Origin of the sequence: Serratia sp. szju (genome assembly GCF_044594185.1) — a bacterium.
GTDB lineage: Bacteria > Pseudomonadota > Gammaproteobacteria > Enterobacterales > Enterobacteriaceae > Serratia > Serratia bockelmannii.
The window spans coordinates 1-25751 of the sequence record NZ_CP172576.1 but is presented as its reverse complement, the minus strand read 5'-3'; the positions used below and the strand labels follow the sequence as shown (position 1 = coordinate 25751).

General features: G+C 62.2%; 28 protein-coding genes, 1 pseudogene and 1 riboswitch. Of the genes and pseudogenes, 22 read left to right on the top strand and 7 right to left on the bottom strand.

Going from position 1 to position 25751, the window contains the following annotated elements; genetic code table 11:
• Position 1: 1 nt before the first annotated feature.
• From RE418_RS00145 to modC, 6 genes are all read left to right on the top strand, one after another.
• Positions 2 to 1027, top strand: a complete 1026-nt coding sequence (locus RE418_RS00145; protein WP_089180641.1) for an iron ABC transporter permease — start codon at positions 2 to 4, stop codon at positions 1025 to 1027.
• Positions 1024 to 1812 carry an ABC transporter ATP-binding protein gene (locus RE418_RS00140; protein ID WP_089180642.1) on the top strand — a complete coding sequence of 263 codons (789 nt, stop codon included), beginning with the start codon at positions 1024 to 1026 and terminating at the stop codon, positions 1810 to 1812. The genes RE418_RS00145 and RE418_RS00140 overlap by 4 nt, the downstream gene beginning before the upstream one ends.
• Before the next feature lie 146 nt (positions 1813 to 1958).
• Positions 1959 to 2108, top strand: coding sequence for an AcrZ family multidrug efflux pump-associated protein (locus tag RE418_RS00135; RefSeq protein ID WP_004939813.1), 150 nt, complete (start codon positions 1959 to 1961; stop codon positions 2106 to 2108).
• A gap of 158 nt (positions 2109 to 2266) precedes the next feature.
• Positions 2267 to 3040 (top strand): molybdate ABC transporter substrate-binding protein, encoded by a 774-nt coding sequence (gene modA, locus RE418_RS00130; protein WP_060447615.1) that lies wholly within the window; start codon positions 2267 to 2269, stop codon positions 3038 to 3040.
• Positions 3037 to 3726 (top strand): molybdate ABC transporter permease subunit, encoded by a 690-nt coding sequence (modB, locus tag RE418_RS00125; protein ID WP_019454005.1) that lies wholly within the window; start codon positions 3037 to 3039, stop codon positions 3724 to 3726. Before modA ends, modB begins: the two co-directional genes overlap by 4 nt.
• Positions 3727 to 4794: a molybdenum ABC transporter ATP-binding protein ModC gene (gene modC, locus RE418_RS00120; protein ID WP_043136662.1), complete on the top strand. Its 1068-nt coding sequence runs from the start codon at positions 3727 to 3729 to the stop codon at positions 4792 to 4794. It abuts the gene before it with no gap.
• A 31-nt stretch (positions 4795 to 4825) separates the two neighbouring features.
• On the opposite strand, the gene RE418_RS00115 is transcribed toward modC, so the two are convergent.
• Positions 4826 to 5644 carry a pyridoxal phosphatase gene (locus RE418_RS00115; protein WP_025160025.1) on the bottom strand — a complete coding sequence of 273 codons (819 nt, stop codon included), beginning with the start codon at positions 5642 to 5644 and terminating at the stop codon, positions 4826 to 4828.
• Between the two features lie 178 nt (positions 5645 to 5822).
• Here RE418_RS00115 and pgl point away from each other — a divergent pair, with 178 nt between their 5' ends.
• Positions 5823 to 6818 (top strand): 6-phosphogluconolactonase, encoded by a 996-nt coding sequence (gene pgl / locus RE418_RS00110; protein ID WP_025301912.1) that lies wholly within the window; start codon positions 5823 to 5825, stop codon positions 6816 to 6818.
• A gap of 67 nt (positions 6819 to 6885) precedes the next feature.
• Here the strand turns inward: pgl and RE418_RS00105 are convergent, their stop codons facing one another.
• Entirely contained in the window at positions 6886 to 7368 is a 483-nt protein-coding gene (locus RE418_RS00105) for a kinase inhibitor (RefSeq protein ID WP_025301913.1), read from the bottom strand.
• Positions 7369 to 7400: 32 nt separating this feature from the next.
• Positions 7401 to 8369 carry a CDF family Co(II)/Ni(II) efflux transporter DmeF gene (dmeF, locus tag RE418_RS00100; protein WP_089180643.1) on the bottom strand — a complete coding sequence of 323 codons (969 nt, stop codon included), beginning with the start codon at positions 8367 to 8369 and terminating at the stop codon, positions 7401 to 7403.
• Positions 8370 to 8447: 78 nt separating this feature from the next.
• On the opposite strand from dmeF, the gene RE418_RS00095 reads away from it, so the two are divergent.
• Together RE418_RS00095 and RE418_RS00090 are read left to right on the top strand one after the other, a co-directional pair.
• The gene (locus RE418_RS00095; RefSeq protein WP_025301915.1) at positions 8448 to 8723 is read left to right on the top strand and encodes a metal/formaldehyde-sensitive transcriptional repressor; all 276 of its coding nucleotides are present in this window, start codon (positions 8448 to 8450) and stop codon (positions 8721 to 8723) included.
• Between the two features lie 2 nt (positions 8724 to 8725).
• Positions 8726 to 9127: a YkvA family protein gene (locus tag RE418_RS00090; RefSeq protein WP_025301916.1), complete on the top strand. Its 402-nt coding sequence runs from the start codon at positions 8726 to 8728 to the stop codon at positions 9125 to 9127.
• A 4-nt stretch (positions 9128 to 9131) separates the two neighbouring features.
• On the opposite strand, the gene bioA is transcribed toward RE418_RS00090, so the two are convergent.
• Entirely contained in the window at positions 9132 to 10406 is a 1275-nt protein-coding gene (gene bioA, locus RE418_RS00085) for an adenosylmethionine--8-amino-7-oxononanoate transaminase (RefSeq protein WP_049208971.1), read from the bottom strand.
• Between the two features lie 88 nt (positions 10407 to 10494).
• On the opposite strand from bioA, the gene bioB reads away from it, so the two are divergent.
• Genes bioB through bioD form a run of 4 tightly spaced genes read left to right on the top strand, consistent with a single transcriptional unit; the run spans position 10495 to position 14107 of the window.
• The gene (gene bioB / locus RE418_RS00080; RefSeq protein ID WP_025301918.1) at positions 10495 to 11532 is read left to right on the top strand and encodes a biotin synthase BioB; all 1038 of its coding nucleotides are present in this window, start codon (positions 10495 to 10497) and stop codon (positions 11530 to 11532) included.
• The gene (gene bioF, locus RE418_RS00075; RefSeq protein WP_025301919.1) at positions 11532 to 12683 is read left to right on the top strand and encodes an 8-amino-7-oxononanoate synthase; all 1152 of its coding nucleotides are present in this window, start codon (positions 11532 to 11534) and stop codon (positions 12681 to 12683) included. Before bioB ends, bioF begins: the two co-directional genes overlap by 1 nt.
• Entirely contained in the window at positions 12667 to 13434 is a 768-nt protein-coding gene (gene bioC / locus RE418_RS00070; RefSeq protein ID WP_049208970.1) for a malonyl-ACP O-methyltransferase BioC, read from the top strand. The genes bioF and bioC overlap by 17 nt, the downstream gene beginning before the upstream one ends.
• Positions 13427 to 14107, top strand: a complete 681-nt coding sequence (gene bioD / locus RE418_RS00065; RefSeq protein ID WP_337148117.1) for a dethiobiotin synthase — start codon at positions 13427 to 13429, stop codon at positions 14105 to 14107. Before bioC ends, bioD begins: the two co-directional genes overlap by 8 nt.
• Before the next feature lie 53 nt (positions 14108 to 14160).
• Here the strand turns inward: bioD and RE418_RS00060 are convergent, their stop codons facing one another.
• Positions 14161 to 15795 carry a hypothetical protein gene (locus RE418_RS00060; RefSeq protein WP_025301922.1) on the bottom strand — a complete coding sequence of 545 codons (1635 nt, stop codon included), beginning with the start codon at positions 15793 to 15795 and terminating at the stop codon, positions 14161 to 14163.
• 129 nt (positions 15796 to 15924) lie between these two features.
• Positions 15925 to 16635 carry an ATP-binding cassette domain-containing protein gene (locus RE418_RS00055; RefSeq protein WP_089180645.1) on the bottom strand — a complete coding sequence of 237 codons (711 nt, stop codon included), beginning with the start codon at positions 16633 to 16635 and terminating at the stop codon, positions 15925 to 15927.
• A gap of 1112 nt (positions 16636 to 17747) precedes the next feature.
• Here RE418_RS00055 and uvrB point away from each other — a divergent pair.
• Positions 17748 to 19760, top strand: coding sequence for an excinuclease ABC subunit UvrB (gene uvrB / locus RE418_RS00050; protein ID WP_025301925.1), 2013 nt, complete (start codon positions 17748 to 17750; stop codon positions 19758 to 19760).
• A gap of 100 nt (positions 19761 to 19860) precedes the next feature.
• Positions 19861 to 20127 (top strand): VF530 family DNA-binding protein, encoded by a 267-nt coding sequence (locus tag RE418_RS00045; protein ID WP_004939783.1) that lies wholly within the window; start codon positions 19861 to 19863, stop codon positions 20125 to 20127.
• A gap of 6 nt (positions 20128 to 20133) precedes the next feature.
• Here the strand turns inward: RE418_RS00045 and yvcK are convergent, their stop codons facing one another.
• Positions 20134 to 21051: a uridine diphosphate-N-acetylglucosamine-binding protein YvcK gene (yvcK, locus tag RE418_RS00040; protein ID WP_025301926.1), complete on the bottom strand. Its 918-nt coding sequence runs from the start codon at positions 21049 to 21051 to the stop codon at positions 20134 to 20136.
• A gap of 260 nt (positions 21052 to 21311) precedes the next feature.
• A riboswitch (molybdenum cofactor riboswitch) is annotated at positions 21312 to 21456 on the top strand.
• Here yvcK and moaA point away from each other — a divergent pair.
• The 7 genes and pseudogenes from moaA to RE418_RS00005 all read left to right on the top strand — a co-directional run.
• Positions 21443 to 22429, top strand: a complete 987-nt coding sequence (gene moaA, locus RE418_RS00035) for a GTP 3',8-cyclase MoaA (RefSeq protein ID WP_025301927.1) — start codon at positions 21443 to 21445, stop codon at positions 22427 to 22429. (Overlaps the previous riboswitch by 14 nt.)
• Positions 22430 to 22453: 24 nt before the next feature.
• Positions 22454 to 22969, top strand: coding sequence for a molybdenum cofactor biosynthesis protein B (gene moaB / locus RE418_RS00030; protein ID WP_025301928.1), 516 nt, complete (start codon positions 22454 to 22456; stop codon positions 22967 to 22969).
• Positions 22970 to 22972: 3 nt separating this feature from the next.
• Positions 22973 to 23452, top strand: a complete 480-nt coding sequence (gene moaC, locus RE418_RS00025) for a cyclic pyranopterin monophosphate synthase MoaC (RefSeq protein WP_004939770.1) — start codon at positions 22973 to 22975, stop codon at positions 23450 to 23452.
• Positions 23449 to 23694 carry a molybdopterin synthase sulfur carrier subunit gene (gene moaD, locus RE418_RS00020; protein WP_004939768.1) on the top strand — a complete coding sequence of 82 codons (246 nt, stop codon included), beginning with the start codon at positions 23449 to 23451 and terminating at the stop codon, positions 23692 to 23694. Before moaC ends, moaD begins: the two co-directional genes overlap by 4 nt.
• Before the next feature lie 2 nt (positions 23695 to 23696).
• Positions 23697 to 24164: a molybdopterin synthase catalytic subunit MoaE gene (gene moaE / locus RE418_RS00015; RefSeq protein ID WP_004939764.1), complete on the top strand. Its 468-nt coding sequence runs from the start codon at positions 23697 to 23699 to the stop codon at positions 24162 to 24164.
• 130 nt (positions 24165 to 24294) lie between these two features.
• Entirely contained in the window at positions 24295 to 25005 is a 711-nt protein-coding gene (locus RE418_RS00010; RefSeq protein ID WP_033637508.1) for a Bax inhibitor-1/YccA family protein, read from the top strand.
• 326 nt (positions 25006 to 25331) lie between these two features.
• Positions 25332 to 25751 (top strand): annotated as a pseudogene (locus tag RE418_RS00005) (PAAR domain-containing protein); the annotation flags it as partial.

Below are 25751 nucleotides of genomic sequence, written 5' to 3'. Positions count from 1 at the left end.
CATGAGCCGGCGGTTACTGCCCGGCCGTGAGGCCGGCTGGCTGCTGTTGCTGGCGGCGGCGCTGCCGATGGCCCTGCTGAGCGCCACCTTGTCGGGGCCTGCGCCGATCGCGTGGCACGACGCCTGGCGCATCGTGCTCGGCGTTAGCGGCGGTGCGCAGACCGATGCCGAGGTGTATCAGCGCATCATCTGGTCGCTGCGGATGCCGCGCGCGCTGCTGGCGGCGCTGGCCGGCGCCGGGCTGGCGCTGGCGGGCACCGTGCTGCAGTCGCTGACCCGCAACCCGCTGGCCGATCCCTGGGTGCTGGGGATCTCCTCCGGCGCGGGCGTGGGGGCGGTGACGGTGCTGGTATTGGGGCTGGGGGGCGGCCTGCTGTCGGTGTCCGGCGGGGCGTTTAGCGGCGCGCTGGGGGCGTTTGCGCTGGTGATGTTGCTGGCCGGGCGTTCGCTGCAGGGGGAGTCCACGCTGTTTATTCTGGCCGGGGTGGCGGTGACGCAACTGCTCTCCGCACTGACTTCGCTGATCACCCTCTGGCAGGCAGACGCCAACGCCACGCGCGGCGTGATGTTCTGGCTGCTGGGATCGTTCAGCGACGCGCGCTGGCCACAGGTCGGGCTGTGCGGGCTGGCGCTGGCGGCGACGCTGCTGCTTTGCTGGCTGCGGGCGGGTGAGCTGGACGCGCTGGCGTTCGGCGGCGTGACCGCCGCTTCGCTGGGGGTGGCGGTGGCCCCGCTGAAGCTGCTGCTGTATGTGGCGACCACCGCGCTAACGGCGACGATCGTCGCGTTCAGCGGCGCGGTGGGGTTTATCGGGTTGACGGTGCCGCACGTCGCCCGGCGGCTGGTCGGCTCGCGGCATCGTCAGCTGTTGCCGGCCAGCGCGCTGTGCGGCGCTTTGTTCGCCGTGGCGGCGGACACGCTGGCCAGAACGCTGTTTGCTCCGCGCGAACTGCCGGTCGGCGTGTTGACGGCGCTATTGGGAGTGCCGGTATTCCTGCTGTTGCTGTATCGGAAGGTCAATGCATGACGGTTGAAAAAACGCAATCCGGTCTGTGCGCCGAGGGGGTAAGTTGGCGAGTGGGCGCGCGCACGGTGCTGGAAAACCTCAGTTTCTGCGCCTTGCCCGGTGAGATCACCGGCGTGCTCGGCGTCAACGGCAGCGGTAAATCCACGCTGCTCAAGCTGTTGGCCGGGCTGCAGCCCGCCGCCGGCGGCCGCGTTTGGCTGGAAGGGCGCGAGATCGCCGCGTTTTCCGCGCGGGAACGCGCCAGGCGCATCGCTTTTCTCGAGCAATCCGCCCCCGGCACCTTCGCGCTGCCGGTGAAGGAGGCGGTATTGTTGGGGCGTCTGGCCCATATCGGCCGCTGGCGCGGTTTTGGTACCGAGGATCGCCGCCTCGCCGGGCAGGCGATGGAGCAGGTGGGCATCAGCCACCTGGCCGATCGCGATTGGCAGCGGCTGTCCGGCGGTGAACAGCAGCGGGTGCACCTGGCGCGCGCGCTGGCGCAGCAAACGCCGTGGCTGCTGCTGGACGAACCCGCCAACCACCTGGATATCGCTCATCAGCAGCAGTTTATGGCATTGCTGCGGCGGCTGAAGCTCAGCGTGGTGGTGACGCTGCACGATCTGAATCTGGCGGCCTGTTATTGCGATCGGGTCGCGCTGCTGCAGCGGGGCGGGATCTGTGCGGCGGGCACGCCGCAGCAGGCGCTGACGCCGGAGCACATTCGCGCGGTATACGGGGTGGAGGCCCGGCTGGCGGCGCCCGACGGCTATGCGCCGCCGCTGATCTATTACCCCGCGGCAGGATGAGATCGGTCAAAAGGGCACGTTTGGCCGATCACAATTTCGCCTCGCTGGCTAAAATAACTCCGGTTTTAGCGATTTTTTTGGGTTAGAATAACCCGATATGCGGTGAAAGGCATTTGCCGCTCAATGGGCAGTTAAGCGAGGCTATCATGTTGGAATTATTGAAAAGTCTGTTATTCGCCGTGGTGATGGTGCCGGTGGTCATGGCGCTCATTCTCGGTCTGATCTACGGTTTTGGCGAAGTGTTCAACGTCTTCTCCAAAGTGGGCCGTTCGAAAGAAAACCGCACCCAGCACTGACCGTTCCCTATCCCGATACCCGTCGGCATCGCCCGGCGGGCATTCCTCAAGTTATCTCACGCTTTGCCGATAAACCGCATGACAAGCTTTCGCGCCACGTTATATTATTTTTTATATAACGAAGAGTGATAGTGCACGTTAACTTGCGGAGAAAAACAATGAAACAGCAATGGACCCAATGGGTTGGCGGGATCGTGTTGGCATCGGGCCTGGTGGCTCAGGCCTCGGCGGCGGAAAAGATCACCGTGTTCGCCGCCGCGTCGCTGACCAACGCGCTGCAGGACATCGCCACCCAATATCAAAAAGGCAAGGACGTGCAGGTGGTTTCCTCCTTCGCGTCGTCTTCTACGCTGGCGCGCCAAATTGAGCAGGGCGCCCCGGCCGATCTGTTCATCTCCGCCGATCAGCAGTGGATGGATTACGCCATCGACAAGCAGCAGATGGTGAAAGACACCCGTTACACGCTGCTGGGCAACGAGCTGGTGCTGATCGCCGCCAAGAGCGATAAACAAGACAAGATCGCCATCGACAAGCAGACCGACTGGGCCAAGTTGCTCAGCGGCGGCCGCCTGGCGGTGGGCGATCCGGATCACGTGCCGGCCGGCATCTACGCCAAAGAGGCGCTGGAGCATCTGGGCGCCTGGAGCGCGCTGGAGCCGAAACTGGCGCGCGCCAACAACGTGCGCAGCGCGATGGCGCTGGTGGAGCGCGGTGAAGCGCCGCTCGGCATCGTCTACGGCTCCGACGCGGTCGCCAGCGACAAGGTGAAAGTGGTAGGCGTGTTCCCGGAAGACAGCCACAAACCTGTTGAATATCCGATGGCGATGGTGAAAGATCGTCAAAATCCGACGGTCAGCGCTTTCTATACCTATCTGAAGGGCCCGGAAGCCGCCGCTATTTTTGAACATTATGGATTCACCCCGCGTAAATGATCCTGAGTGAGTACGAGTGGCAGGCGGTTGAGCTGAGCCTGAAAGTCTCCGGTTTGGCGGTGGTCTGCAGCCTGCCGTTCGGCATTCTGATGGCCTGGGTGCTGGTGCGTTGCCGCTTTCCCGGCAAGGCGCTGCTGGACGGCGTCATTCACCTGCCCCTGGTGCTGCCCCCGGTGGTGGTCGGCTATTTGCTGCTGATCGCCATGGGGCGGCGCGGCGTCATCGGCGAGTGGCTGTACGACTGGTTCGGCTTCAGCTTCAGCTTTAGCTGGCGCGGCGCCGCGCTGGCATCGGCGGTGGTGGCGTTTCCGCTGATGGTGCGTGCCATCCGGCTGGCGCTGGAGGCGGTGGATACCCGGCTGGAGCAGGCGGCGCGCACGCTGGGCGCCAACCCGTGGCGGGTGTTTTTCACCATCACGCTGCCGCTGTCGCTGCCCGGCGTCATTGTCGGCGTGGTGCTGGCCTTTGCCCGTTCGCTGGGGGAGTTCGGCGCCACCATTACCTTTGTCTCCAACATTCCCGGTGAAACCCGCACCATTCCGCTGGCGATGTATACGCTGATCGAAACGCCGGGGGCGGAAGCCGCCGCCGCGCGTCTGTGCGCGATCGCCATCGTGCTGTCGCTGGCTTCCCTGATGGTGTCCGAATGGCTGGCCCGCTGGGGCCGCAAACGGATGGGGGTGTAAATGCTGGAGCTGGATTTCTCGCAGCAGCTGGGCGACCTTAATCTCAACGTCCGCGCCGATTTGCCGGCGCAGGGCATCACCGCGATTTTCGGCCTGTCCGGCGCGGGCAAAACTTCCCTGATCAACGCCATCGGCGGCCTGACCCGTTTGCAACAGGGGCGCATCGCGCTCAATGGCCGCACGCTGGTGGATACCGCCGCGGGCCTCTGCCTGCCGCCGGAAAAGCGCCGTATCGGCTATGTATTTCAGGATGCGCGCCTGTTCCCGCATTATCGGGTGCGCGGCAACCTGCAGTACGGCATGGCGGCCGGCATGCGCGCGCAGTTCAATACTATTGTCGAGCTGTTGGGCATCGGGCCGCTGCTCAATCGGCTGCCGCTGACGCTCTCCGGCGGTGAAAAACAGCGGGTGGCGATCGGCCGCGCGCTGCTGACCGCGCCGGAACTGCTGCTGATGGACGAACCGCTGGCCTCGCTCGATCTGCCGCGCAAACGCGAGCTGCTGCCGTATCTGGAGCGGCTGGCGCAGGACGTCAACATCCCTATCCTCTACGTCAGCCACAGCCTGGACGAGATCCTGCGTCTGGCCGAGCAGGTGATGGTGCTGGATCGCGGCGAGGTGCGCGCGTTCGGCGGGCTGGAAGCCGTCTGGGCCAGCAGCGCGCTGCGGCCGTGGCTGCAGCGTGAAGATCAGAGCAGCGTGCTGCGCGTCAGCGTGATTGAGCATCATCAACGCTATGCCATGACCGCGCTGGCGCTCGGCGATCAGCGGCTGTGGGTCAGCGGCATCGACGCCGAACTGGGCACTCAGCTGCGCATTCGCATCAATGCCGCCGACGTCTCGCTGGTGCTGCAACCGCCGGTCAACAGCAGCATTCGCAACGTGTTGCCGGCCAAGGTCAGCGAGTGTCTGGATGTGGGCGGGCAGGTGGAAGTGAAGCTGGCGGTCGGGGAACACGTGCTGTGGGCGCGCATCACGCCGTGGGCGCGAGACGAACTGGCGATCCGCCCCGGGCAGTGGCTGTACGCGCAGGTGAAGAGCGTGTCGATCAGCCGCGAGAGCCGCTAAGACAGGCCCTCCCGGCGGGAGGGCGAAAAGACTAGAGTACGCGGGTGCGGATCACCTCGGCGATGCCCGGCTGCAGGTTATCGGCGATCACCAGATCGGCGCGTTCCTTGATCGCGTCATCGGCGTTGCCCATCGCCACGCCCAAACCGACCGCTTCCAGCATGCTGATATCATTGTAGTTGTCGCCGAACGCCACCACCTGATCCATGCTCAGTCCCTGCGATTCCACCCATTGGCGCAGGCGCTTGCCTTTGCTGTTGCCGCCTTTGGCGATATCCACCTGATCGTGCCAGGACCATTCGCACGCTAGCCCCAGCTCTTTCTCCACCGTGTCGGCAAACTCGCGCAGCGCCGGAATATCGGCGTGCGAGGTGGCGAATTTCCAGATCGCCTGCGCGTCGTCGGCCGCCTGCGCCAGGCTGCCGACCTGCAGCAGCGTTGGGCGCTGTGCCGCCGGCAGGGTTTCGGCCCAGGCCAGCGAGCGGGTCACGTGGCCGCTCGGTTCCTGATACAGCATGGCGTCGTCAACGTACATCAGCCCGTGAATGTCGGTCTGTTTGAGCATCTGCAGCACCTGCTTGGCCTGATCTTTCGCCAGCGGATCGGCGGCCAGCACCTTTTTCTGCTGAAAATCATACAGGTAGGTGCCGTTGCAGCAGATGGCCGGCGTGTCTATCTGCAGCGCCTGGTAGAACGGATGGATGGCGACGTGATGGCGGCCGGTGACCACCACCACCTGGACGCCTGCGGCGCGCGCCTGCGCAAGCGCTTCCAGCGACTGCGGTAAGATGCGTTTTTGATTGTCCAGCAGGGTGCCGTCAAGATCGAGGGCGATGACGCGGTAGCTCATAGGGTTCTCGTTATTGTTAGCCATAAAATTAATCCGATGGTACACCGGATAGCCAACGGAGAAAACCGCGTGAACATCCGGTGCTAAGCAGGGTTGCCATGCGACGGATGTGCGGTAAGCTAGGAGCAATCGAACGGCCTGAAACCGGTTCCTCTTTTACCCTTTGCAAGGAGAACACATGAAGCAAATCGTTTATGTTGCCAGCCCGGAGAGCCAGCAGATCCACGTCTGGCAGTTGGACGACGCCGGCGCGCTGGCGCTGCTGCAAACCGTTGACGTGCCGGGCCAGGTGCAGCCGATGACCCTTCATCCGGACAAGACCCACCTGTACGTCGGCGTGCGTCCGGCGTTCGGCATCGTCAGCTACCGCATCGAGGCGGACGGCACGCTGCAGCAGGCGGGCATGGCGCCGTTGCCGGGCAGCCCGACCCATATCTCCACCGATCTGCAGGGGCGTTACCTGTTCTCCGCCTCCTACAGCGGCAACTGCGCCAGCATCAGCCCGATCGGCCACGACGGCGTGGTGACGGCGCCTATTCAGCAGATTGACGGCCTGAACGCGCCGCACTCGGCGAACATCGACCCGACCAACCAACTGGTGCTGGTGCCGTGTCTGAAAGAGGACCGCATCCGCCTGTTCAACCTGAGCCTGGCGGGCCAGCTGACGCCGCACGTGCAGGAGGCGGTGGATATCGCCGCCGGCGCCGGTCCGCGCCATATGGCATTCCACCACAACGACAAGTTCGCCTACTGTGTCAATGAGCTGAACGGCACGGTGGACGTGCTGGCCATTTCGGAAAACGGCGGCAAATACACCGTGACGCAGACGCTGGATATCATGCCGGCCGACTTCGACGGCACCCGCTGGGCGGCGGACATTCATATCACGCCGAACGGCCGTTTCCTGTACACCAGCGATCGCACCGCCAGCATTCTGACCCTCTTCAGCGTTTCCGAAGACGGCGGCACGCTGAGCGTGGTCGGCTATTATCCGACCGAAACGCAGCCGCGCGGTTTCAATATCGATCACAGCGGCCGCTTCGTGATTTCGTCCGGCCAGAAGTCCGATCACATCGCGGTGCATGAAATTGACCAGGCCAGCGGCGAGCTGACCACGCTGGCACGTTATCCGGTGGGCAAAGGCCCGATGTGGGTCAGCGTGCTGGCGAAGTAATTCGGCGGTCAGACGAGTATGGAAAAAGCGCGGTTCGGTTGAGCCGCGCTTTTTTATGGGTGGGAGATCAGTTGAACATCACTGTCAGCGTGGCGCTGCCGAGGCTGTGGAAATGCACGTTAAAGCCCACCAGCGCGCCGCTGGAACCTTCATCCACCTCAATGCTTTCTACGTCCAGCGCATGCACGGTGAACTGATAGCGGTGGCTTTCGCCATTCGGCGGCGCTGCGCCGCCGTAACCGGCTGAGCCGAAGTCGGTACGGGTTTGCAGCGCGGCGCTCGGCAGCGGCGCTTTACCGGAGCCTGCGCCCTGCGGCAGCTCGCGCACGTCGGCCGGAATATTGGCCACCACCCAGTGCCACCAGCCAGAGCCGGTCGGGGCATCGGGATCGTACAGGGTGACGACGAAGCTTTTGGTGCCGGCGGGCACGCCGTCCCAGGCCAGGTGCGGCGACAGGTTATCGCCGTGGTAGCCCATGCCGTTGAAGACCTGCGTCTGCGGCATTGTGCCGCCGTCCTGCAGATCGTTGCTGTACAAACGAAAAGCCATAATGACTCCCAGTTGTCGATAAACGCGGACCCTTAAGCTAGATCTTTTCGGTGGAACAATACAACCCCTTGCGCCAGCGGCGGACGGTTGATCTCGACGGTGACATGCACCAGTTCGGGATGCGCGGCCAACAGTTGGCGCACCCGATCGGCGGTGAGGGCGCGATCGGCGCTGCTCAGGGCGAGGACACAATGATATTTTCCTTTGCCGATGCGGCCTACATGCAAATCGGTCAGCGTGAGCGCGTGGCCGGAAGCGGCCAGGGCCTGGCGGATGTCTTGCGCCACCGGGGCGTCCATTTCGGCATCCAGCAAAATCTTTCCGCTATCGCGCATCAGGCTATAGGCCCAGGCGGCCACCATCGCCGCGCCGACGATGCCCATCAGCGGATCGAGCCAGGCGGCGCCCCAAAGCTTACCGCCGAACAGCGCGATGAGCGCCAGTACCGAGGTGGCGGCGTCGGCGAGCACGTGAACATAGGCGGAACGCAGGTTGAGGTCATGATGAGTGTCGTCGTGGTCATCCCCGTGATGATGATGATGGCCGCCACCGCGCAACAGCCAGGCGCAGAGCAGGTTGACGGCCAGCCCGATCGCGCCGATGGTGATGGCTTCGTTGTAATGAATCGGGCTGGGATTCAGCAGCCGCTGCCCAGACTGAAACAGCATCAGCGCCGCCACCAGCACCAACAACACCGCGCTGGTGTAACCGGCCAGCACTTCGATCTTCCAGGTGCCGAGGCTAAAGCGGCGATCCTTGGCCAGCCGGCGTGCGGCGCCGTAAGCCAGCACTGACAGGCCCAGCGCCAGCGCGTGTGAACTCATGTGCCAGCCGTCGGCCAGCAGCGCCATCGAGTTAAACAGCCAGCCGCCGGCGATCTCGATAGCCATCATACTGGCGGTGAGTATCACCGCCCATCTGGTGTTTCTTTCGGCCAATGGGTTACCATCGTCAAAAACGTGGCTGTGTTCGCGGTGCAAAACGGGCGCGTGAGACGTCATGGTGAAGTTCCTCAGCAAAAGATAGTGTGCTGAAATATACTATACCCCAGTATAGTAAATAACAATCAGGCGGAAATGATGAGCCATACCCACAGAGATCAAAAGAAGCTGTTGGCGCGGGTGCGCCGCATTAAAGGGCAGGCCGAAGCGCTGGAACGCGCGCTGGAGAGCGGCGGCGAATGTTCGGCTGTTCTGCAGCAGATCGCGGCGGTGCGCGGCGCGGTCAACGGTTTGATGGCGCAGGTGCTGGAAGGGCATGTGCGCGAACATCTGGCTGCCGCGGACGCTACGCCGCAGCAGCGCGAGCAGGACATCGAGCAATTGATGACCGTTTTACGTTCTTATATGAAGTAATCATGATTTCACTGAAAAAACGCACGCCGTGGTTCGGCTGGCTGCGCCGTTGGGCCAAAGGCATCAAGCGCGATATTTACGCGCTGTGGCTGGCCGCCCGTGATAAGCGCACCCCGTGGTACGCCAAGCTGATCGCGCTGCTGGTGGCCGGCTATGCGATCTCGCCGATCGATCTGATCCCGGATTTTATTCCGGTGTTGGGCTATCTGGACGATGTGATCATCGTGCCGTTGGGCATCATGCTGGCGGTTCGCCTGATCCCCAAGCCGCTGATGGCCGAGCTGCGCGAGAAGGCGCAAAAACGCGTCGACAACCCCACCGGCCGCATGGCGGCGGCGATGATCATTTTACTCTGGCTGCTGTGCCTGGGGTTGCTGGCCCGCTATCTGGACCAGCATTGGTAAGGCATTAACGCGCGGCGGCGGCCACGGCGGCGGTCAGGCGGCTGAGCTGTTCCGCTTCGATGATGTAAGGCGGCATCAGGTAAATCAGCTTGCCGAACGGCCGGATCCATACCCCGCGCTCGACGAACCCGCGCTGCAGCTCGGCGACATTCACCGGTTCGCGCATTTCCACCACGCCAATCGCCCCCAGCACCCGCACGTCCGCCACCTTCGGCAGCGCCGCCAACGGCAGCAGTTCCTGTTTCAGCTGGGCTTCGATGGCGCTCACCTGCGCCTGCCAGCGATTTTCCGCCAGCAGTGCCATGCTGGCGTCCGCCACCGCGCAGGCCAACGGATTGCCCATAAAGGTCGGGCCGTGCATAAAACAGCCGGCCGCGCCGTTGCTGATGGTCTCCGCCACATGGCGGGTGGTCAGGGTGGCGGACAGGGTCATGTAACCGCCGGTCAGCGCCTTGCCCAGGCAGAGAATGTCCGGCACCACCTGCGCGTGCTCGCAGGCGAACAGCTTGCCGGTGCGGCCGAAGCCGGTGGCGATCTCGTCGGCGATCAGTAGCACCCGATGGCGATCGCACAGCTCGCGCACCCGCTTGAGGTAGGTTGGGTGGTAGATGCGCATGCCGCCGGCGCCTTGCACCACCGGTTCCAGGATCACCGCCGCCACTTCACCGGCGTGCTGCTCCAGCAGCGCGGCGAACGGTGCAATATCTTCTTCACGCCATTCTTCGTCGAAGCGGCACTGCGGCGCGGTCGCGAACAGGTGCGGCGCCAGATAGCCCTGATAGAGGCTGTGCATCGAGTTGTCCGGATCGCAGACCGACATCGCGCCGAAGGTATCGCCGTGATAGCCGTGGCGCAGCGTCAGGATGCGCTGCCGGCGCTCGCCGCGCGCCTGCCAGTACTGCAGCGCCATCTTCAACGACACTTCCACCGCCACCGAACCGGAGTCCGCCAGGAACACGCACTGCAGCGCCTCTGGCGTCATTTCCACCAGCCGACGGCACAACGAGATGGCGGACGGATGGGTAATACCGCCGAACATCACGTGTGACATCTTCTCCAACTGCTGGCTGGCGGCCTGATTCAGGTGCGGATGGTTGTAACCGTGGATCGCCGCCCACCAGGAGGACATGCCGTCCACCAGACGCCGGCCGTCCGCCAGCTGCAGTTCGACGCCGCTGGCCGATTCGATCGGGTAACAGGGTAACGGGCGGCTCATGGAGGTGTAGGGGTGCCAGATATGACGTTGGTCAAACGCCAGGTCGGAAGCGGTCACAGACATACTTGTAAACCAAATTGAATTAAGATTGGTTGACAGTATATCCACAATATTTAAACTGGCGACACTTTTTCGTTTTGGAGACGCCATGATGGCCGACCGCATTCACTGGACAGTAGGGCAAGCCCAGGCCCTGTTTGATAAACCGCTGCTGGAACTGCTGTTCGAAGCGCAAACCGTACACCGCCAGCACTTCGACCCGCGTCAGGTGCAGGTCAGCACGCTGCTGTCGATCAAGACCGGCGCTTGCCCGGAAGACTGTAAATACTGCCCGCAGAGCTCACGCTACAAGACCGGCCTGGAGTCGGAGCGGTTGATGCAGGTCGAGCAGGTGCTGGAATCGGCACGCAAGGCCAAAGCGAACGGCTCGACCCGTTTTTGCATGGGCGCGGCGTGGAAGAACCCACACGAGCGCGATATGCCTTATCTGCAGCAGATGGTGCAGGGCGTGAAAGCGATGGGCATGGAAACCTGCATGACGCTGGGCACGCTGGACGGCACTCAGGCCGAACGGCTGGCGGAAGCCGGGCTGGATTATTACAACCATAACCTCGACACCTCGCCGGAGTTCTACGGCAGCATCATCACTACCCGCAGCTACCAGGAACGCCTGGATACGCTTGACAAGGTGCGCGACGCCGGCATCAAAGTGTGCTCCGGCGGCATCGTCGGGCTGGGGGAAACGGTGCGCGATCGCGCCGGGCTGCTGGTGCAGCTGGCTAACCTGCCGAAACCGCCGGAGAGCGTGCCGATCAACATGTTGGTGAAGGTAAAAGGCACGCCGCTGGCGGATAACGACGACGTCGATCCGTTCGATTTCATCCGCACCATCGCGGTAGCGCGCATCATGATGCCGTCCTCTTATGTCCGCCTTTCCGCCGGCCGTGAACAGATGAACGAACAGACGCAGGCGATGTGCTTTATGGCCGGCGCCAACTCGATCTTCTACGGTTGCAAGCTGCTGACCACGCCGAACCCGGAAGAAGACAAGGATCTGCAGCTGTTCCGCAAGCTGGGGCTGAACCCGCAGCAGACCGCCACCGAACATGGCGACAACCAGCAACAGCAGGTGCTGGCTAAGCAGCTGCTGAACGCCGATACCGCCGAGTTTTACAACGCGGCGCTGTGATGAGCTGGCAACAACGTATCGAACAGGCGCTGGCAGAACGGCGTCTCAACGCCGCCTACCGTCGGCGACAGACCACCGAGGGCGGCAACGGCCGCCAGATCCGGCTCGGCGATCGTCTCTATCTGAACTTCTCGGGCAACGACTACCTGGGGCTGAGCCAGGATGCGCGGGTGATCGCCGCCTGGCAGCAGGGCGCGCAGCGTTACGGCGTCGGCAGCGGCGGGTCGGGCCACGTCACCGGCTTTAGCGTGGCGCATCAGGCGCTGGAAGAGCAACTGGCGGCGTGGCTCGGCTATCCGCGCGCGCTGCTGTTCATCTCCGGCTATGCCGCCAATCAGGCGGTGCTGGCGGCGTTGATGCAGAAGGGCGATCGCATTTTGGCCGATCGCCTCAGCCACGCCTCGCTGCTGGAGGCGGCGGCGCAGTCGCCGGCCGAGCTGCGCCGGTTCCAGCACAATCAGCCGCAGGCCTTGGCGGATCTGCTGGCCAAACCCTGCGACGGGCAGCGGCTGGCGGTGACCGAAGGGGTGTTCAGCATGGACGGCGACGGCGCACCGTTGGCGGAGCTGCATCGCTTAACCCGCGCGGCGGGCGCCTGGCTGATGGTGGACGATGCCCACGGCGTCGGCGTGCGCGGTGAGCAAGGCCGCGGCAGCTGCTGGCAGCAGGGCGTGCGCCCTGAACTGCTGGTGGCGACCTTCGGCAAGGCGTTCGGCGTCAGCGGCGCGGCAGTGCTGTGCGATGAGGCGACCGCCGAGTATCTGCTGCAGTTCGCCCGCCATCTAATCTACAGCACCGCAATGCCGCCGGCGCAAGCCTGCGCGCTGCAGGCGGCGCTGGCCTGCATTCGCGAGGGCGATGAACTGCGTGCCCGGCTGCAGGACAACATTCGGCGTTTCCGTCAGGGCGCGGCGCCGCTGGCGCTGACCCTGACGGATTCCGACACCGCCATCCAGCCGCTGCTGGTGGGGGATAATCAGCGCGCGCTCGATCTGGCGACCCGCCTGCGCGAGTGCGGACTGTGGGTGAGCGCCATTCGCCCGCCGACGGTGCCACCGGGCGGCGCGCGGCTACGCATTACCCTGACGGCGGCGCATCAGCCGCAGGATATCGATCGCCTGCTGGAGGTGCTGAATGACGTCAGCCAATGACACGGTGAACAAACAGGCGGTCGCCTCGGCCTTCAGCCGCGCGGCCGGCAGCTACGACGCCGCCGCCGCGCTGCAGCGTGATGTTGGCGAGCGCTTACTGGGGATGGGGAGTCCCCATCCGGGCGAGCAGCTGCTGGATGCCGGCTGCGGCACCGGCTATTTCAGCCGCCTGTGGCGCGAGCGCGGCAAGCAGGTGACCGCGCTCGATTTGGCGCCGGGCATGCTGGAGGTCGCCCGCCAACGGCAGGCGGCGCACCATTATCTGCTGGGCGATATCGAACAGGTACCGCTGCCCGATGCGGCGATGGACATCTGTTTCAGCAGCCTGGTGGTGCAGTGGTGCAGCGATCTGCCCGCCGCGCTGGCGGAGCTGTATCGCGTGACCCGCCCCGGCGGCGTGATCCTGTTTTCCACGTTGGCGGCGGGATCGCTGCAGGAATTGGGGGACGCCTGGCAACAGGTGGACGGCGAGCGCCACGTGAACGCCTTCCTGCCGCTGGCGCAGATCCGCGCCGCCTGTGCTGAATACCGGCACGAGCTGGTCACGGAGTTACGCACCCTGAACTACCCGGACGTGATGACGCTGATGCGTTCGCTCAAGGGCATCGGGGCGACGCATCTGCATCAGGGGCGCGAGGGCGGCCTGATGTCGCGAGGCCGTCTCGCCGCGTTGCAGGCGGCTTACCCGTGCCGGCAGGGGCAGTTCCCCCTCAGCTATCATCTGGCTTATGGAGTGATTTACCGTGATTAAACGTTGGTTCGTGACCGGCACCGACACCGAGGTGGGGAAGACCGTTGCCAGCAGCGCCTTGCTGCAGGCCGCCAACCGGACGGGCTACCGCAGCGCCGGCTATAAGCCGGTGGCCTCCGGCAGCGAGATGACCGCCGAGGGGCTGCGCAACGGCGACGCGCTGGCGCTGCAGGCCAACAGCGGCGTGGCGCTCCGTTACGACGAAGTGAACCCTTACGTTTTTGCCGAACCGACCTCGCCGCATATCGTCAGCGCCGATGAAGGTCGGCCGATCGACGCGGCGCGGCTGTCCGACGGCCTGCGCCGGCTGGAGCAGCGCGCCGACTGGGTGCTGGTCGAAGGCGCCGGCGGGTGGTTTACCCCGCTGTCGGCGGAGTACACCTTCGCCGACTGGGTGCAGCAGGAACAATTGCCGGTGATCCTGGTGGTGGGCATTAAACTGGGCTGCATCAACCACGCAGTGCTGACGGCGCTGGCGGTGCAACAGGCGGGGTTGACGCTGGCCGGTTGGATCGCCAACGACGTGGCGCCCCCGGGGCGGCGGCATCAGGAATACCTGGCCACGCTGCGCCGCATGCTGCCCGCGCCGCTGCTGGGCGAAATACCGCACCTGCCGCAGGCCGAACGGGCGCCGCTGGGGGAGTATCTGGATATCAGCCTGCTGACGCAGTGAGAGGTTCTGGCTGATTGGTAACAACGCCGGGTTTTATGGCCCGGCGTTGGCTTTTACATAGCGGTAATGCAGGCGTTATCGAGATAAAGCACGCCATTTTTCGCCAGGGCAAACAGGTTGAACGTCAGGACGACATGGGTCGCCCAGACCGGGACTTTTCGCCGATTGGCGTTGAAACGATATTCGGCGTACTCGGTGTAAGCATCGGCTTTCATGACGGCATCCCAGGCTGCCGGCGCGGCTTTGGCAACGATAGAGATGCCGTTGTCCGCATGCTCCTGAATACAGGCGTACTGTAGCGTCGCAAACAGATTGCCGGTGCCGCCATTGACCGTTTTCAGGGTAAAACAGGCGCCCAGCTGTTCATACTGCGCGACGGGCACGCTCATTCTCACCCCGGCGTTGGTATTGGTGTTGCCCAATTTGCTCACTTTCAGGGCGTTGCCGCCGCCGATGCCCGCGCCGGCTTCGATACCGATAGTCACCGCGTCAGAGGTAAAGGGATCGTCGATCGTTCCGCCAGTCACTTCCCAGCCGAACGGTTTGGCGGAAAAGGCGAAATCGCCGTCTTTGAGTTTGTTATTCACGGCGCCGACCAGCGTCTGGATCCCGGCCCCACCCCCACCACCATCCAGTCGGCTATTGGCGATGACAAAGTCGCCGGTACCGCTGAAATAGCGACCGCTGGCGGTTCTTACGCCATAGAACTTCACGCTGTCGACGATAATTCCACTACTGCCTGCCTCGGCGTAAAACAGTGATGCTTGCGCCAGTCGGCTGCCGGCGACGATGATTTCGCCGCCGTGAATCAACAGCGATGCATTTTGATTGGCGCTGCAACGGAAAGGGATTTCCGTGAGCGGGCTATTATCGTTGTTGAATTCCATATGGCAGCCATGCAATTCAATGCTACCGGCTTGAACGTAGGCTATCGAACCGGCATAGTCGATCGAGGTGCCGAACAGGCGGAAGGCGCCGTTGGGGTTAGCGTTGCGAACGGCCAGCCCCTGGGAATTGCCGAGGGTGCCGCCGAAGAAGTTGATACCTTCGCCGAAGTTTTGGGCTCCGCTGCTCGTTGAGGGCATATGCAGACTTTCAAAACAGCGGATGATTTCACAGGCGTAATGGTGGGCGATATAGGCATTGGTTCCGTAGTACAGACCGAAGTAGAAGCCGGAAACATAGATGTTATTCACCGAGATGTTGCCCAGCGGCCCTTCAGGCGAATGGAAACGGATACCATCGGTATAGTTATATTCGGTCGGGGTTTCATTCTTGTCTTTGTTAACCTTGGCACCAATGCCTTTGACGGTGAAATCTTTCAAGATCGGCGCCGGTCGAATAGGAACGTTGTTATCCAGCGCGCCGCTGCTGGTATAGCAGCGCAGGAAGTAGTTATGGTCGCTTTCCGTGCCGTTAGGGATCTCGGTAGTGATGTTGACGCCGTTGCCGTCGATATAGACGAATCCGACATTAATATCGGTTTTAGGCGCCGTCCAAAGGGCAAAAGGTGCGGCGAATCTGACAATCGCAGGACGTTTCAACGTTTTGATGATAAAGTCCTGCGCCCCGACCAGTTCGTCGCGCGAACTGACGTAAATGCCTTCAATATTCAGACGTTCCTGCAGGCTCCAGTTTTTGTCGCGTAAATCCACGTATTGAATAAATGCTGCGTTGTTGTCTGTCATGCTTATATCCCTCGATATTATGGTGTCGGTGTGGCCCCTATCGAGTATGAAAAGACGGCGGGCCCATGCCTATTAGGCACAGACCGGCCGTGACTGATACAACAGCAACCTAATCGGTCACCCGAACACTTACTCCGTCAGTCCGGCGCCGATCAGCGCCTCATCCAGCTGCGCCAGCGCGCCGTGCGCCACGGTGCGACCGCTATCGAGCAGACAAAAACGATCCGCCACCCGGCGCACGAACGGCAGCTGATGCTCTACCAGCAAAATGGTCATGCCCAACTCATAGTTGAGCCTGCGGATCACGTTGCCGATGTCGGCGGCGATTGAAGGGGGCACACCCGTCGTCGGTTCGTCGAGGATCAGCAGCGCCGGCTCCTGCGCCAGCGCACGACCGATCGCCAACTGGCGTTGAGCGCCTTCGCACAGATCGCCGGCGCGGCGGGTACGCATCTGGCGCAAATTGGGAAACAGGCTGTAGATCAGCGGCGGAATGCGGCGGGGGGCGCCGCGCCCGGCCATCTGCGCCACCTGCAGATTCTCCTCCACGCTCAGCTGCGAGAAGAGTTGCCGCCCTTGCGGGACGTGGCTGATGCCGAGTGCGGCGCGGCGCTCCATCGGTTGCAGCAGCAGATTTTGCGGCGGCTGATCCGCGGGCTGCCAGGTCATGCTGCCGCTCACCACCGGCACATGCCCCATGATGCAATTGACCAGCGTGGTCTTGCCCACGCCGTTGCGCCCAAGCAGCACGGTACACTGGCCGCGCGGCAGCTCCAGGTTGATGTCCCACAGGGTATGATTTTGCCCGTAAAATTGATTGACCGATCTCAGGCTCAGCATTTGGCATTCTCCTCATAGACACAGGCGCCCATCCACTCGTTGGTGGGGTGCAACAAAGGCCGCATTGGCGGTTGATTTCCCGAGTGTGGCAATGTCTGGAACAAAATGCCGTCCATCCGATTCACCTGAGCAATGTCTGCGGTGGACGGAAAGACAGTCAGTATGTCGTGAAAAACGACGTTTATGACGACTTGGTGTCGTTCTCGCGCTTTTACGAGGGGTAGCCAGGCGGTGGTTGCACGCCGCATTCGGCAGCGCATTATGCTGTCGCGCCTCGTTCGCACGCTGAAAGATAAAGCAACTCCCAGGCCAGTTTTGCTACTGGCCGAAAAGGGGGGATGTTATCGCTTTGTTAACCCTCTGCTAGGCCTGACGCGCTCTGCCGCGGTGGCCTGAAAATACGCCGAGAAGTTAACCCGGACGTTTTTTGCACTCTTGTGGTGCCCTTTGGTGAGGACATGGTGCAAGGCATTGCGTCGCCGTCAAGAGCGATCCGCGAGAAAGGGGCCGATGCGATTTTGGCAATGGGGATTTTTAGTATTAATCGGCATAAACAAAGCGATATTTTTATGAAAAAATAACTAAAAAAGCCATTTTAGCGGGTGTAAAGGGCGAAAAGCTTTCTTTCCGTAACTCCCGCCCCGGGCGGGACGGTGAGAGTTATCCACTATTCCTGTGGATAACCTTGTGTATTAGATTTAGAAAAACGCTGTAAAGCGAGAGCGGACGCGGGTTCTGTTCGCTTTGCCCGCATTCTCGTCTTTTTATTAAAACTGTTATATATCAATATATTAACTAAAATCAAGACGCAGGGGTATTGATCAGGTCTCTATGTATGATTTTTCGACGCGGTGCTATCAATAAGTTAATTCGCGGCAAGTTCTGGGGATAAATCTGTTATTGACAATAAAAATGTCACCCGGCTGTAACGTCACGGTGCAACGACATTGCCGCAGTGCCGGGTGCAGCGACGAATCCGCTTGAAGCTGGTTTTATATCCAGTATCATGGGCACTGGCGCAAATCGCCGACACTTTCCATAATTAGGGGCCATATCCGGCGCAGAGCCGGCTGGCCGCCTGAGCGCGCGCATCTCCACAGGGTAGCCGAGCAATGAGTAAACTTTTCAAACTGCATTCCGAGTTCAAACCGGCCGGCGATCAGCCGGAAGCCATCCGCAAGCTGGAAGAGGGGCTGGAAGACGGCCTGGCGCACCAGACGCTGCTGGGGGTTACCGGTTCGGGCAAGACGTTCACTATCGCCAACGTGATAGCCGATCTGAATCGGCCGACCATGGTACTGGCGCCGAACAAGACGCTGGCGGCGCAGCTGTACGGTGAAATGAAAGCGTTTTTCCCGGAGAATGCGGTGGAGTACTTCGTCTCCTACTACGACTACTACCAGCCGGAAGCCTACGTGCCCAGCTCCGACACCTTCATTGAAAAAGATGCTTCGGTGAACGAGCACATCGAGCAGATGCGTCTTTCCGCCACCAAGGCACTGCTGGAGCGGCGCGACGTGGTGGTGGTGGCGTCGGTGTCGGCGATCTACGGCCTGGGCGATCCGGATCTTTACCTGAAGATGATGCTGCACCTGACTCAGGGCATGATCATCGATCAGCGATCCATTTTGCGCCGCCTGGCGGAGCTGCAGTATTCCCGCAACGATCAGGCTTTCCAGCGCGCCACCTTCCGCGTGCGCGGCGAGGTGATCGATATCTTCCCGGCGGAATCAGACGAGCTGGCGCTGCGCGTCGAACTGTTCGATGAAGAAGTGGAACGGCTGTCGCTGTTCGATCCGCTGACCGGGCAGATTGAGCAGGTGGTGCCGCGTTTTACCATCTACCCGAAATCGCACTACGTGACGCCGCGTGAGCGGATCATGCAGGCGATGGAAGAGATCAAGGTTGATCTGGCGGACCGCCGCAAGGTGCTGCTGGCCAACAGCAAGCTGCTGGAAGAGCAGCGCCTGACGCAGCGCACCCAGTTCGATCTGGAGATGATGAACGAGCTGGGTTACTGCTCGGGCATCGAAAACTACTCGCGCTATCTGTCCGGGCGCGCCGAGGGCGAGCCGCCGCCGACGCTGTTCGACTACCTGCCGGCGGACGGCCTGCTGGTGGTCGACGAATCCCACGTGACCATTCCGCAGATCGGCGCGATGTTCAAGGGCGACCGCGCGCGCAAGGAAACGCTGGTGGAGTACGGCTTCCGTTTGCCGTCGGCGCTGGACAACCGCCCGCTGCGCTTCGAGGAGTTCGAGGCGCTGGCGCCGCAGACCATCTATGTTTCCGCGACGCCGGGCAAATATGAGCTGGAGAAATCCGGCGGCGATCTGATCGATCAGGTGGTGCGGCCGACCGGGTTGCTGGATCCGATCGTGGAAGTGCGACCGGTCGCCACCCAGGTGGACGATCTGCTCTCCGAGATCCGCAAGCGCGCGACGATCAACGAGCGCGTGCTGGTGACCACCCTGACTAAACGCATGGCGGAAGACCTGACCGAATACCTGGAAGAGCATGGCGAGCGCGTGCGCTACCTGCACTCGGACATCGATACCGTGGAACGGGTCGAAATCATCCGTGACCTGCGTCTGGGCGAGTTCGACGTGCTGGTGGGCATCAACCTGTTGCGTGAGGGGCTCGACATGCCTGAGGTGTCGCTGGTGGCGATTCTGGACGCCGACAAGGAAGGCTTCCTGCGTTCCGAGCGTTCGCTGATCCAGACCATCGGCCGCGCGGCACGTAACCTGAACGGCAAGGCGATCCTGTATGGCGATCGCATCACCGATTCGATGGCCAAGGCGATCGGTGAAACCGAGCGGCGCCGCGCCAAGCAGCAGGCCTACAACGAAGCCAACGGCATCGTGCCGCAGGGGCTGAACAAGAAGATCGGCGACATTCTGCAGATCGGCCAACCGGTCAACCGCACCAAGAGCAAAGGCAAGGGCAAGGCGGTGGAGGGCGGCGCTCAGCTGCAGAACCTCACGCCGAAAGCGCTGGATCAGAAAATTCGCGATCTGGAAGCGCAGATGTACACCCACGCGCAAAACCTGGAGTTCGAGCAGGCGGCTGCGCTGCGCGACGAAATCCACCAGCTGCGCGAGCAGTTCATCGCGATTTCCTGACCGTTGGACGGCGCCCGCGCCGTGGGCGTCAAAATTCCTTGTCGGCCGCGCCAAAGCTGTTATGGTGTGCGGCCCGATTTGACCACGAAGAGTACCGAACATGAGCCAACACCAGTCTAAAGACCCGCTGCACGGCGTAACGCTGGAGCAACTGCTGAATAAACTGGTGGATCACTATGGTTGGTCCGAACTGGGCGCGCGCATTCGCATCAACTGCTTCCGCAGCGATCCGAGCATCAAGTCCAGCCTGAAGTTTTTGCGTCGCACGCCCTGGGCGCGCAAAGAGGTGGAAGATCTGTATATCGATATGGTCAGCCATCCCGCCCCAGCCAGCGATAATCCCTGGCTGCGCGGGCGAGACGGTTAAATTCGGTCAGCGGCGCGCGGCCAGCTCCACCAGCGCGTGATCCAGCGCCTGGCGCAGCAGCTGGCGATCGTGGCGGTAGGGGATGTCGCTCGCTTCCAGCGGTTGCTGAATCACCACCCGATCCTGCACTTCACTGGCATCCACCGCCGGGCCGACGATCAGCGCATCGATCATCCGGCGGCCGATCTTCTCTTCCATCAGCGTCAGCTTATCCTTTAACGACAGCGCCGCGGCGGCCACGCTCAGCTCGCGGCCGAGGTTGCCGATATAGATCATGCTGGCGCTGCTGCGGCGCAGCGCCTGGGTGAGATCGTCCAGCAGCAGCAGCGGCATCAGGCTGGTGAGGAAGCTGCCCGGTCCGATCAGGATCACGTCGGCCTGTGCGATGGCGTCCAGCGCTTCGCGCGTGGCGTTGACCGGGGGCGACAGCATCAGCTCCTGCGGCATGTGGGCCAGTTGATCGACATTCACTTCACCGTAAACGTGATTGCCTTCGTGATCGTGCGCCATCAAATCCACCGGCTGCTCCGACATCGGGATCAGCGCCGCGTCCACCTTCAGCAAGCTGCGCACCAGATTGATCGCTTCCAGCGGGCGCACGCTCAGGTGATCCAGCGCTTTCAGCATCAGGTTGCCCAGGTTATGGCCGGCCAGTTCGCCGTTGCCGCTGAAACGGTATTCGAACATCGCCGAGGCGACGCTCGGTTCGGTGATCAGCTGGTTGAGACAGTTGCGGGTATCGCCCCAGGCAATGCCGCCTTCCGAACGGCGGATGCGGCCGGTGGAACCGCCGTTGTCGGTGGTGGTGACGATGCCGGTCAGGCGGGAGCCTAAGGACGACAGGGCCGACATCACACGGCCCAGGCCGTGTCCGCCGCCCAACGCCACCACGCGGTCGAGATCGGCCAGGGTACGATTACGCATAAATTTCCTTACAAAGGGTCTGAACTGCCCGCATAAGGTAGCGGATCCGGCATAAAAACGCGATAAAGAGTGTCATTTGCGTGATTCTGGTCAATTCGTCCACGCAAGCGATGTTTATCATGGTTTACCCGAATAGGCGGCGTCTAAAAACGCTGTATAGACAGTTATATAGCGAATTAACGCGTTGGCTATCGTTGCCGATTAGCGCTAGAATTCTGCTGAAAACCACGGTTTCATTCCGGCTACTCAAGGTAGCGGGAAGAGAAATCAAACTCCTAGCCCCTGTGCCTACGTTGTTCATCCGGAACGATATGGCGCCTGGGCCGTGGCGAAGTCAGCCACCAGGGTGCAGAGGGGAAACGCTCGCATCTCCCGACTTTGGAAAGGTGTTATGGTACCGCAACTCATTGATGCTTATGAGCGCAAGTTCTATTACCTGCGTTTGTCGATCACCGACGTGTGCAACTTTCGTTGCACCTATTGTCTGCCCGACGGCTACAAGCCGAGCGGCAGCCCGAAAAGCTTCCTGTCGCTGGATGAAATCCGCCGCGTCAGCCGCGCGTTTGCCGAACTGGGCACCGAAAAGGTGCGCCTGACCGGCGGCGAGCCTTCGCTGCGCCGCGATTTTACCGAGATCATCGCCGCCGTGCGGGAAAACCCGGCCATCCGTACCCTGGCGGTCACCACTAACGGCTACCGTCTGGCGCGCGACGTCGCCGCCTGGCGTGACGCCGGTCTGACGGCGATCAACGTCAGCGTCGACAGCCTGGATCCCCGCCAGTTTCACGCCATCACCGGCCAGGACAAGTTCCGCCAGGTGATGGACGGCATCGACGCCGCCTTCAGCGCCGGTTTCAGCAAGGTCAAGGTCAACGCGGTGCTGATGCGCGACGTCAATCACCAGCAACTTGGCGCCTTTCTCGCCTGGATCAAGGATCGGCCGATCCAGCTGCGCTTTATCGAACTGATGGAAACCGGCGAGGGCGGCGAGCTGTTTCGCAAACACCACGTTTCCGGCGAAGTGATTCGCCTGCAGCTGGAGCAGCAGGGCTGGCAGCGCCAGGCGCGCGGCCGCAGCGACGGCCCGGCGCAGGTGTTCAGCCACCCGGACTACCAGGGTGAGGTGGGTCTTATCATGCCGTATGAAAAAGATTTCTGCGCCAGCTGCAACCGGCTGCGCGTTTCTTCCATCGGCAATCTGCACCTGTGTCTGTTCGGCGAGCAGGGGGTGCCTCTGCGCGATCTGCTGGCGGACGACGGCCAGCTCGATGCGCTGAAGGCGCGCATCCAGAGTGGGCTGCTGAGCAAGAAGCAGACCCATTTCCTGCATCAGGGCAACAGCGGGATCACCCAGAACCTGTCGTTTATCGGCGGCTGACAGCCAATAGGAGCTTATTGAACCATGAGCCATGCGAGCAGCGAGTTTATTCCGGCGCATATCGCCATCCTGACCGTGTCCGACAGCCGCGGCGCGGCGGAAGACACCTCCGGCCAATATCTGCAGGACGCGGCGCAGGAAGCCGGCCATCAGGTGGTGGATCGCGCCATCGTCAAAGATGACATTTACCAGATCCGCGCACGGGTTTCCGCGTGGATCGCCGATGACAACGTGCAGGCGGTGCTGATCACCGGCGGCACTGGTTTTACCGCGCGCGACAACACGCCGGAAGCGCTGTTGCCGCTGTTCGACAGAGAGGTGGAAGGGTTCGGCGAACTGTTCCGCATGGTGTCGTACGAAGAGATCGGCACCGCGACGATCCAGTCGCGCGCGCTGGCCGGCCTGGCGAACCGCACGGTGATTTTCGCCATGCCGGGCTCCACCCGCGCCTGCCGCACCGCCTGGGAGCGGATTATCGAAGAGCAGTTGGACGCGCGCCATCGCCCGTGCAACTTCCAGCCCCATTTGAAGAAGCCCTGAGTCATGACACAGCTAACCCACATTAACGCCGCCGGCGAAGCCCATATGGTCGACGTATCCGCCAAGGCCGAAACGGTGCGCGAGGCGCGCGCCGAAGCCTTCGTCGAGATGTTGCCCGCCACGCTGGCGATGATCGTCGACGGCAGCCATCACAAGGGCGACGTGTTCGCCACGGCGCGCATCGCCGGCATTCAGGCGGCCAAACGCACCTGGGAACTGATCCCGCTGTGCCACCCGCTGATGTTGAGCAAAGTCGAAGTGCAGCTAGAGGCGCAAACGGAGCACAGCCGGGTACGCATCGAAACCTGCTGCCGGCTGACCGGCAAAACCGGCGTCGAGATGGAAGCGCTGACCGCCGCCTCGGTGGCGGCATTGACCATCTATGACATGTGCAAAGCGGTACAGAAAGACATGGTGATCGGCCCGGTGCGCCTGCTGGCGAAAAGCGGCGGCAAATCCGGTGATTTTAAGGTGAACGCATGATCGATATTCTTTTCTTCGCGCAGGTGCGCGAACTGGTGGGCACCGGCGCGCTGTCGATGCCGGCGGATTACCCGACCGTCGAGGCGCTGCGCCAGGCGCTGTGCGCGCGCGGCGATCGCTGGGCGCTGGCGCTGGAATCCGGCAAGCTGTTGGCGGCGGTCAATCAGTCGCTGGTGGCGGCGGATCACCCGCTGCGCGCCGGCGATGAAGTGGCCTTCTTCCCGCCGGTTACCGGGGGGTAAGCATGGAAAATACCCGCATTCGCGTGGGCGAAGCGCCGTTCAACGTCGGCGATGAGTACCAGTGGCTGGCGCAGTGCGACGCCGATGGCGCGGTGGTGACCTTCACCGGCAAGGTGCGCAACCATAACCTTGGGGACGACGTCAGCGCGCTGACGCTGGAACACTACCCCGGCATGACCGAGAAGGCGCTGGCGGAGATCGTGGCCGAGGCGCGCAGCCGTTGGCCGCTGCAGCGCGTGACGGTGATCCACCGCGTCGGTGCGCTGTATCCCGGCGACGAGATCGTGTTCGTCGGCGTGACCGGCGCACACCGCAGCATGGCGTTCGCCGCTAGCGAATTCATCATGGACTATCTGAAGACCCGCGCCCCGTTCTGGAAGCGCGAAGCCACGGGCCAGGGTGATCGTTGGGTGGACGCTCGCGACAGCGATCGCGAGGCCGCGCAACGCTGGCACGACGCGGCTAAATAACGCGTCAACAGCGGAAACAAATCAAGACCTTTGCCGCTTTCGCGCGGCCTATTCTGTGGTACGCTTATAGCAGGCGAAGCCCCGTTCGCGGGGCTTCGGAATCTTGTTTATAACGCAAAAGGTAACCGTCATGGACCGATATCCACGCTCTAATGGTTCAATCGTCGAACGTGCCAACAGCGGCATTCAGGCCTACATGGCGCAGGTTTACGGCTGGATGACCTGCGGTCTGCTGCTGACGGCGTTCGTTTCCTGGTATGCGGCCAACACGCCCGCGATCCTCAACTTCATCTTCTCCAGCCAGATCACCTTCTTCGGTCTGATCATCGCCCAATTGGCGCTGGTGTTCGTGATTTCCGGCATGGTCAACCGCCTGAGCGGCGCGGTGGCCACCTCGCTGTTCATGCTGTACTCGGCGCTGACCGGGCTGACGCTGTCGAGCATCTTCATCGCCTACACCTACAGCTCGATCGCCAGCACTTTTGTGGTCACCGCCGGCATGTTCGGTGCCATGAGCCTGTACGGCTACACCACCAAGCGCGATCTGAGCGGCTTCGGCAGCATGCTGTTCATGGCGCTGATCGGCATCGTGCTGGCCTCGCTGGTGAACATCTGGCTGAAAAGCACCGCGCTGATGTGGGCGATTACCTACATCGGGGTGGTGGTGTTCGTCGGTCTGACCGCCTACGACACGCAAAAACTCAAGGCGATGGGTGAGCAGCTGAACGCCGATGATAAAGACAGCTTCCGCAAGTACGCCATCGTCGGCGCGCTGACGCTGTATCTCGACTTCATCAACCTGTTCCTGATGTTGCTGCGCATTTTCGGCAACCGCCGCTAAATCCCTTGTCTTTCAAGCCTTAGGGTATCTGGCGATCAAAAAGCTCTGCATGTGACATGCAGAGCTTTTTTTTATGCGATTTTGTGATGCTTAAGCTTTCGTTAAGCAAAAGGATTTTGCATGATGCCCAATACTTCCTGCTGTATCTTTACCGAAGGCAGTGCGGTCCTACAGGAAGGTTACCTAGATCGCACCGTCAAAGTGCTTCTGACCGGTGATGAACGTTTTTCCCTCGATCAATGTTTCTCGCGACGCGCTGCTGCAGCAGGTGCTGAGCAGCTACCGGGCGGCCTAACGATGAACTCTTTGCGTAAAAGGACCTTACGATGACCGAAGCGGCTCGCGTCGGCGATATTATCGGGCATTCCCATGCCCTGGCCGGCATGATTGCCGGCACCCTTGTCGGCGGCCTGATCGCCGCCGCAGGCGCGGTGGCGGCGGGGGCGCTGTTCGTCGCCGGCCTGGCGGCCTCCTGTATCGGCGTCGGCGTGCTGCTTATCGGCGCCAGCCTGGCGGTGGGGTATCTCACCGGGGAGGCGGCCACCGCGGCGCGCGACGGCATTGCCGACGCCGGTGCCGGTAGCCTGACCCCCAAAGGCAATATCGTCACCGGTTCCCCCAACGTTTTCATCAACGGCAAACCCGCCGCGCTCGCCACCAATAGCCAGGTGGCCTGCAGCGACGACGGCCCGAGCATGCAGATGGCGCAGGGCTCCGACAAGGTCAGCATCAACGGCCAGCCCGCC